7 protein-coding genes are annotated in these 5,578 nt (G+C 61.3%); 3 read left to right on the top strand and 4 right to left on the bottom strand.

The features are described 5' to 3' along the window. The 3 genes from ACYP01_RS13960 to ACYP01_RS13950 all read right to left on the bottom strand — a co-directional run. Window positions 1–401, bottom strand: a 401-nt coding sequence (locus ACYP01_RS13960; protein WP_459680614.1) for an ATP-binding cassette domain-containing protein, incomplete at its 3' end; no start/stop codon positions are given. Then, window positions 398–1,432, bottom strand: coding sequence for a FecCD family ABC transporter permease (locus ACYP01_RS13955; RefSeq protein WP_019745569.1), 1,035 nt, complete (start codon window positions 1,430–1,432; stop codon window positions 398–400). The genes ACYP01_RS13955 and ACYP01_RS13960, both read right to left, overlap by 4 nt. A 7-nt stretch (window positions 1,433–1,439) precedes the next feature. Next, window positions 1,440–2,348 (bottom strand): ABC transporter substrate-binding protein, encoded by a 909-nt coding sequence (locus ACYP01_RS13950; protein ID WP_021345722.1) that lies wholly within the window; start codon window positions 2,346–2,348, stop codon window positions 1,440–1,442. Window positions 2,349–2,707: 359 nt separating this feature from the next. On the opposite strand from ACYP01_RS13950, the gene ACYP01_RS13945 reads away from it, so the two are divergent. Genes ACYP01_RS13945 through ACYP01_RS13935 form a run of 3 tightly spaced genes read left to right on the top strand, consistent with a single transcriptional unit; the run spans window position 2,708 to window position 5,057 of the window. After that, the gene (locus tag ACYP01_RS13945; RefSeq protein ID WP_003939899.1) at window positions 2,708–3,124 is read left to right on the top strand and encodes a GntR family transcriptional regulator; all 417 of its coding nucleotides are present in this window, start codon (window positions 2,708–2,710) and stop codon (window positions 3,122–3,124) included. Continuing rightward, window positions 3,121–3,990, top strand: a complete 870-nt coding sequence (locus ACYP01_RS13940; protein WP_099698388.1) for an ABC transporter ATP-binding protein — start codon at window positions 3,121–3,123, stop codon at window positions 3,988–3,990. The genes ACYP01_RS13945 and ACYP01_RS13940 overlap by 4 nt, the downstream gene beginning before the upstream one ends. After that, window positions 3,987–5,057, top strand: coding sequence for an ABC transporter permease (locus ACYP01_RS13935; protein ID WP_459680610.1), 1,071 nt, complete (start codon window positions 3,987–3,989; stop codon window positions 5,055–5,057). The genes ACYP01_RS13940 and ACYP01_RS13935 overlap by 4 nt, the downstream gene beginning before the upstream one ends. A 1-nt stretch (window position 5,058) precedes the next feature. On the opposite strand, the gene ACYP01_RS13930 is transcribed toward ACYP01_RS13935, so the two are convergent. Then, window positions 5,059–5,578 (bottom strand): DUF4232 domain-containing protein (locus ACYP01_RS13930; RefSeq protein ID WP_459680608.1); only part of this gene is annotated, 520 nt, incomplete at its 5' end.

The following is a 5,578-nucleotide window of genomic DNA, read 5'->3' as shown; positions in this document are numbered from 1 at the left end:
GCGAACTCGGTGAGGTCGAGCCTTTCGATCACCGAAGTGATCACCGAACGATCTGTGGCGGTTTCGGTTCCGAATCGTCGTAGATACGGAGTGCGGCCGAGCGCAACCAGTTCCTTGACCGTTGAGCCCTCGGGTACTACCGGACGCTGTGGCATCAACGCGACGACGGCGGACATAGCCTTGCGGCTGGAATTGCGAGGACTCAGTCCCCCGACCGAGAGCTCACCGGTGGACGGAATCAATCCAGCGAGGGCATGCATCAAGGTTGTCTTGCCGGCGCCGTTCGGCCCGACCACGGCAACCCAATCGCCTGGTGTCACATCGAGATCGATGCCGTCGACGACGTCCTTGCCGCCGAGGTTGACTCGGAGGTCGCGGCACCACACTGCGCTGTCGGTCATGCCGAGACCCGGCTGCGGCGCAGAACCAGAAGGAAAAACGGAGCGCCGATCATCGCGGTTACAACCCCGATGGGGAGTTCGGCCGGTGCCATGACCGTGCGGGCGGCAACGTCGGTGAGGACGAGAAACGCCGCACCCAGCATGAGTGACAGGGGGAGAAGCAGTCGATGCGACGGGCCGACGACCAGTCGAACCGCATGGGGAACAACGATTCCGACAAAGCCGATCAGTCCACTTGCACTCACGACCGCCGCCGTTCCCAGAGTTGCGGCGAGCACCAGCACCAGGCGTGATCTGGCCGGGTCGACGCCGAGGCTGGCGGCTTCGACGTCACCTACCGCCATCACGTCGAGTACGCGCCGGTGTACCAGGATGACGGCAGATGCCAGCGCAACGTACGGCAGGACAACCAGAACTTCCGACCAACCGTCGGTGGACAGTCCGCCGAGTAGCCAGGAATAGACCTCGCGCAGTGAATCGTCGAACCGCTGCTGAACAAAAGTCTGTGCTGCATTCGTGAACGCCGCGACTGCGACACCGGCGAGGATGATGACTACCGCGTTCTGCGGCCCGCCAATGCTTCGGCCGAGCGAATAAGTTGCGAACACTGCCAGCACACCACCGACGAAGGCGGCCATGGGAATTCCGAACATGCCCAGCGCTCCACCCGAAACGATGGCGAGGGTTGCGCCCAGTCCGGCTCCGCTGGAAACTCCGAGGAGATACGGATCCGCCAAGGGATTTCGGAACACGCCCTGGTAGGCGGCGCCGGCTACCGCCAACATTGCTCCGACCAACGCGCCCAGGACTACTCGCGGAAGCCGGATCTGCCAGAGAATCGCCTGCTGTGTTGCGGTGAGGCCGGAATCGAGGTGGATGCCGGGTATTCCGTCCAGAAGTTCGAGAATGGTCCGATCAGGCGTCAATCCGGCCGGCCCCACCAGAACACCGATCAGCAATGCAGCGCACAGAATGAGCGCGGCGCCGAGCAGAACGGCGGTCCGATGTTGGGAGATACCGGCTTTGATCATCGAGTGCTCAGGCCGCGGGAACTTGGGCAACGATGGCCGCGACGGCCTTCACCTGGTCGGCGACACGAGGTCCCCAGCGGCTGGAGAGGTCTTCGTCGAGCACATGGATCTGGTTGCCGGTAACCGCTTTCATGCCGCTCCACCCGGGTCGAGCGGCGACGGATTCTGCTGTCACTCCACAGCATTGGGAGTCTGCGAGAAAGATGAGATCGGGATTGGCCTGTACCACGAATTCGGCGGACAACTGCGGATAGTCACCCTGCCCCGCGGCGTCGGCGATGCTCTTCATTCCGAACAGCGAGTAGATCTGCCCGACGAAGCTCGAACTCGTGACGGTGTAGAGCGAGGAGTCGAGTTCGTGGAAGTACGTCAGCGGCTGTTGGCGCGCAGGAACACTGGCGACAGCGGCGTCGATGTCCGAGCGCATGGTGTCGACAACTTCGGTGCCCTTGTCTTCGTGGCCGGTGGCCTTCGCGACGCGCTCGATTTGGGCGTAGACGTCGTCGATGCTCGTCGCTGCCGGTAGTAGGAGTGTCGGCACCTTCGCCTTTTGCAGTCCGGAGACAAGATCGTTCATGTCATCCGATGCGATCACCAGATCCGGTGCGTAGCCGAGGATGGCTTCGACGTTCGGTTGAAAGCCCGAGAGATCGGTGACCGGGATACCGGCCGGGTAGTCGGACTGATTGTCGACGGCCTTCACCTGATCGCCCGCGCCGACGGCCCACAGGGTCTCGGTGGCGCTGGGACTGAGTGACACGATCGACTGCGGACGTGACTCGATGGTGATGTCCGTGCCGGAATCCGTGGGACCGGAAACAACAGTCACCGGGAACGAGCCGTCCGAGGCGGCTGTGGTTGCGGGTGCATCGGACGTCGAGCTACTGCACGCACCGGCAAGCAGTGCGGTGCTCATCGTCAGTGCTGCAAGTACAGATCTGAATTTACGTGTCGGCCGAGTACTCACAGCCACCCCTCCGCTAGTGGTGAAGGGTCGCGAGCAGCGCGGCCGCGAGGCGAAGCGCCACGAGCGGTCCTTCGTCCGAGAACCATCGTGTCGCCACGAGGCCGGTGACCTGACTCGTTCGCCTCGAGTAGTGACGGGCGAATTCACAGTTGCGTCGACAGTGCCGGGGTTTCACCGAACTTCACACGAGCAGCGTGGCACCCCGGTGAACCGGGGCATCTGCACTTTACAGGGGGCGTCTGGCTTGACCCGGGAGGTCAAGGCAGGGTAAATATCTATTCCACTAATGAACTAGTGAAAGGGTTCGGATGATCGACTTCCGTATCGACCGCCGATCCGGCATTCCCACTTACGTGCAATTGGTCCTTCAGGTGAAGCAGGCGCTCAGGCTCGGTGATCTCCAAGTCGGGGATCGGCTGCCCACAGCCAAGGACGTCGTGGGAGCGCTCGCGATCAACCCGAACACAGTCCTGAAGGCCTACAAGGAACTCGAGCGCGACGGACTTGTTGCTCCGCGGCCTGGATTGGGCACGTTCGTCGTCAAGTCCCTGGCCAAGCCCGGTATGGCGGAAAGCTCTGCGCTACGGCGCGAGTTGGCGCGTTGGGTGGCAGATGCCGTGGCCGCTGGACTCGAGCGCACGGACATCGAAGCACTGGTGAGTTTGGAACTCGAGAAGACGTTCATCGAAACGGATCCGTCCGGAAAGCAGGGGGAGACATCATGACTGCGCAAGAATCGGCACTGACAATGCAGGACGTGGACAAGCGCTTCGGCAAGAAGAAGGTGCTCGACGCCTGCACATTCGAGATCGCAACAGGAAGCATCACTGCCCTGGTCGGGGTGAACGGCGCCGGTAAGTCCACGCTGATGTCCTTGGCGGTCGGGTTGACGATGCCTGACCATGGTTCGATCTCCGTCCTGGGCAGCACGCCGGATCAGGACGGCATCTGCCCAGGCCTGTCGTACCTCGCTCAGCACAAGCCGCTGTATCCCAAATTCACTGTTGCAGAACTTCTTCGATTCGGCGCATATACCAACGACGAGTGGGATGCGAAGTACGCTCTGGATCTGGTAGAGCGCGCTGGGATTGCTCTCGATGCAAAGGCGAAGACTCTGTCACCAGGTCAACGAACCAGGGTTGCACTGGCTTTGGCGCTGGGGCGCAGACCGCAGTTGCTTCTACTCGACGAGCCCTTGGCGGATCTTGATCCCGTGGCGCGGCGGTCCGTCGCGACCACTCTGCTCGAAGACGTTGCCGAGTACGGCACCACAGTTCTGTTGTCGTCACACATCGTTTCCGAACTGGCAGACGTCTCGGATCGACTACTTCTTCTGGGCGGTGGAAACGCGAGATTGTCCGGTCCGTTGGATGAATTGATCTCTGCCCATTACGTATTGATCGGGGACGGCGACCCCTCGGACGTGGTCGGCGCCGGTGCGGTCATTCATACCGACAAGGGGATGCGGTCGAATTCTCATGTGGTGGAGGGAATTCGTCCGAGCCCTCGGGCCGGCTGGGTGATCGACGACGCAACTCTCGACGACGTGGTGCTCGGGCACCTGAGCGCAGAAACGATGGTGGCGGCATGATCTGGGTTACGTGGCGGCACCACCGGGCATCGCTCGTTGTGTCGTTGGGATTCCTCGCGGCATTAGCAGTCATTGTCTTGTCGAGTGGTGCGATCATCAAGAGCGGCGGACAAGCCCAACTCTTCGGATCGCCTCTCAGTTGCTTCGATGACATCACCGCTATCTGCACGGCAGAGACTGCTCTCACCCTGACGACAGTGGTTGCTACTGCTCTGCCGGTGTTCCTCGGCGTGTTGATCGGTGTCACCGTGTTTTCGCGGGATGTCGAACAAGGAACGCACGTATTGGGGCTTACTCAATCGGTCAGTCGGACTCGTTGGTTCTGGACCCGGGTGTTAATCGTCTTCCTGCCGATTTCTGTGGCTTCGTCATTGCTCGGATTTGCACTGCAATGGGCTCGATCTCTCCCGGACAACTCCCGGTATGCATTTGTTGCCGGGCGTTCGACTTTCGTCGAGATATCGAACCTGTCGTATCCGCTCTTTCAATCCAGCGGACTGGTCTTGGGTGCATACACATTCATGGCACTCATGCTCGGAGCAGCACTGGCTTTGCTGGTGCGTAGTTCGATCGGCGCAATGGCGATCACGATGGTCGGTGTTGTTGCGATCCTGGCAGCATTTCAGTTGGTTGCACGACCCGATTACGCCGAGCCGAGTGTCCGAACGTCACCCGTCGCCGGATTCAGTTCCTACTATTCGAGCGATACCAGTATCCCCGCGGTCAATTGGGAACTCGCGCAGGGATATGTCGACCTCCGAGGTAACTGGGTCGACGTCAAATACGACGAGTGCACGTGGGGTGGATCAGGCGATGAGGACCCGTACGACCAGCGCCCGGAGGAGACCGGCGCCGAGTACAACCTCCGCATGGATGTGCTCTCAGCGCAGCAGAACAGAGAGATGGAGATCTGTTTGCGGGAACACGGCGTCGACCACTACGAAGTTCGCTACCACTCGGATGATCGGTTCTGGCGTTTCCAGTTCACGGAAGCTGCACTCGTCCTGATCCTTTCGGGATTGTTCCTCCTGCCGGCGCTCTGGGGTCTACGACGCCTCAAGCCGTGACTCAGCGGGCGACCGGCGCGACCGTCAGCTGATTGATGTTCGCGCCGGTCATCGAGCAACCCTTTGTGGGATAGGCAAGGAAGACCGAGTCGTAGCTGTTGGGCGGGTAAACCCTCAGTCCCGCAACGTCGGTCACGCCGCACTGATCTGCCGGGTAGTTCTCGACGTTCGTAGCTCGCACCAAAGACGTTGCGGCAGAGCCAGGGGCAAGGGAGACGAGTGAACCGGATCCGGAGCGGCCGGCTGCAGCACCCACTTCGCTTCCGGACGCTCCCATGACATACGAGACGCCGGGGAAACCGTCGAGTGTGCACGTGCGGCCGCCCGTGTTGGTGAAGACCACCGGAAGCTCCACAGAACCGGCGGCGCCACTCGACTCGCCGAGGGTGACGTTCAGTTCCCCGATCGTGCAACCCTCGGGATTGGGTGCCGTCGAGGTTGTCGTTTGGGTGTGGTCGGTATGGGTCGTCGAAGGTGAAGCGGTGCCGGTCTGGGTCGTCGGCGCAGAGGCGGTCGTTGTT

This window comes from Rhodococcus sp. no. 34 (assembly GCF_054589475.1).
Note: the sequence above shows the minus strand (reverse complement) of the source record. Positions and strands in the feature narration are given on the sequence as shown.

Excerpts from the sequence above, each read along its gene's own strand:
- ACYP01_RS13955 (WP_019745569.1), bottom strand. The coding sequence starts at position 1,432 with ATGATCAAAGCCGGTATCTCCCAACATCGGACCGCCGTTCTGCTCGGC.
- ACYP01_RS13940 (WP_099698388.1), top strand. The coding sequence starts at position 3,121 with ATGACTGCGCAAGAATCGGCACTGACAATGCAGGACGTGGACAAGCGC.
- ACYP01_RS13945 (WP_003939899.1), top strand. The coding sequence starts at position 2,708 with ATGATCGACTTCCGTATCGACCGCCGATCCGGCATTCCCACTTACGTG.
- ACYP01_RS13935 (WP_459680610.1), top strand. The coding sequence starts at position 3,987 with ATGATCTGGGTTACGTGGCGGCACCACCGGGCATCGCTCGTTGTGTCG.
- ACYP01_RS13950 (WP_021345722.1), bottom strand. The coding sequence starts at position 2,348 with ATGAGCACCGCACTGCTTGCCGGTGCGTGCAGTAGCTCGACGTCCGAT.